This is a genomic window from Brachyspira sp. G79 (genome assembly GCF_002379365.1).
In the GTDB taxonomy this organism is placed as follows: Bacteria; Spirochaetota; Brachyspiria; order Brachyspirales; family Brachyspiraceae; genus Brachyspira.
On sequence record NZ_JQIU01000009.1, the window covers coordinates 27168 to 28970 of the forward strand.

General features: G+C 26.2%; 1 protein-coding gene. It reads left to right on the forward strand.

All coding sequences use genetic code 11. The features are described 5' to 3' along the window. Positions 1-53 precede the first annotated feature (53 nt). A complete protein-coding gene (locus KQ44_RS13160; protein WP_096737845.1) occupies positions 54-1589 on the forward strand; it encodes an aryl-sulfate sulfotransferase in 1536 nt (511 codons plus the stop codon). Positions 1590-1803 lie beyond the last annotated feature (214 nt).

Sequence of the window (1803 nt, forward strand, 5' to 3'; positions counted from 1 at the left end):
GTTAATATCTTGTATAAAAAATAATTAATATAAATATTTTAGGAGAATAAATTATGAAAAAACTATTATCTATTATTTTATTGATTACAAGTTTATTTGCTTTATCCTGTAATCATAATAAGTCAAACTCTTCCTCAACTAGCCCTATTGGAAAAGTAGGAGAGATAGTTGTAGATCCAAATGGAGTTACCCCATTATCAGCAGTTTATACAACAGAAAGTGTAAATGCAGCACCTATAACAGTAACAGTTAAAGGTTTATATGGAGAGCCTGATATCATACATACTTATCCTGCAGGTTATGGTAGTGAGTTTGAGATACATGGCATGTTTTCAGAATCTCAAAATACCATTGAAGTCAATGATGGGGGAAGGATAATAACAAAAAATGTAAGTATAGGTACTTTATCATATAATGGTATTACAATACAGAAACAGTATGATGTTATAGTCAATAATTTACCTGAAGAAAAATATCCTAATAATCCTGAGTTATATTTTACAATGGATATGGATTATATATTCAATATAGCAATATCAAAAAATGGTTATGTAAGATATATACAGACTGGTGAGAAAGGTGTAAAACTTGTAATTGAAAATGAAAAAATGATATTCTATCCATCTTATACTAGAAAAAATGTTGATTTATTGGGAACAGTAACATTAGATTATCCAACAGGTACTCATCATGATGCAATAAAAGTTGATAATAATTATTTTTACACATCATATTCTACTTGGGGATATGAGGATAAATTAGTAGAAATAAATAGTACGGGTTCTAAAGTAAGAGAATTAAATTTTGGTAAAGTAATACAAAATGCTTTAGATTTAGAAAAATATCCTGAGGATGAGTCTGTATTTAAACAGATAGTATTTTCTGAGGATGTAAATAATATTTATAAAGATAGCAGTGGACAACAAAAAATAGTTGATTGGGCTCATTTTAATTCTTTAGTATATGATTCTAACGAAGATATTATGTATGTTTCCTTAAGACAAAGAGGAATATTGGCAATATATTATACAGACTGGAAATTAAAATGGTGGATAGCAGATAATAATTTAATAAATAATATTGGATCAGGCGGGGATGGACTTGTTCCGTATGATAAGCATCTTAAAGATCTTAAATCTTTAGAACCATATAGAGTTAAAGGAGATGTATTGACTGATGGGCCTAAACATCAGCATGCTTTATTTTTACATAAAAATGGTAATTTAGGTATGTTTGATAATGCTGATTATAGAGGTAATAATCCAACTGGATTAGGGTCAAGATATGTAGAATATAAAATAATAGGTACTCATGGTAATTATCAAGCTCAAAAAGTTTATGAATATAGAGATCCTTCTTTATATTCACAAATTATGTCAGATGTAGATTTTACAGGTGAAAATTATCAAAATTTATTGCTTTGTTATGCTGTGCCTCCTGCTAGAATTTTAGAAGTAGAAAAAGATACTAAAAATGTTTTATTCAGATTAGATTTACCATTTCAAACATACAGAGTGGATAAAATGCCATTATATTATGATGAAGGAAGAGTTTACTCAGAGGATTGTAACTTGAAAAATCCTAATTAATTCTAATCTAATAAATTAAATGAGGGCTTGATTACAGTAATGTAGTTGAGTCTTTTTTATTTTTTAATAAAATATACAATTTTTATTTATATTAAACAATTTAAATTTATTAAAAATTATATACATTTTTAAAACTATGAATAATATTTTAAGTAGTTATTAGAATTAATTTTTTACAATCTAAATACATTATTATTTTATGAATTTAGTTTTT

What these genes read in the sequence shown, in the direction of transcription:
- KQ44_RS13160 (WP_096737845.1), top strand. Translation starts at nt 54, where the DNA reads ATGAAAAAACTATTATCTATTATTTTATTGATTACAAGTTTATTTGCT.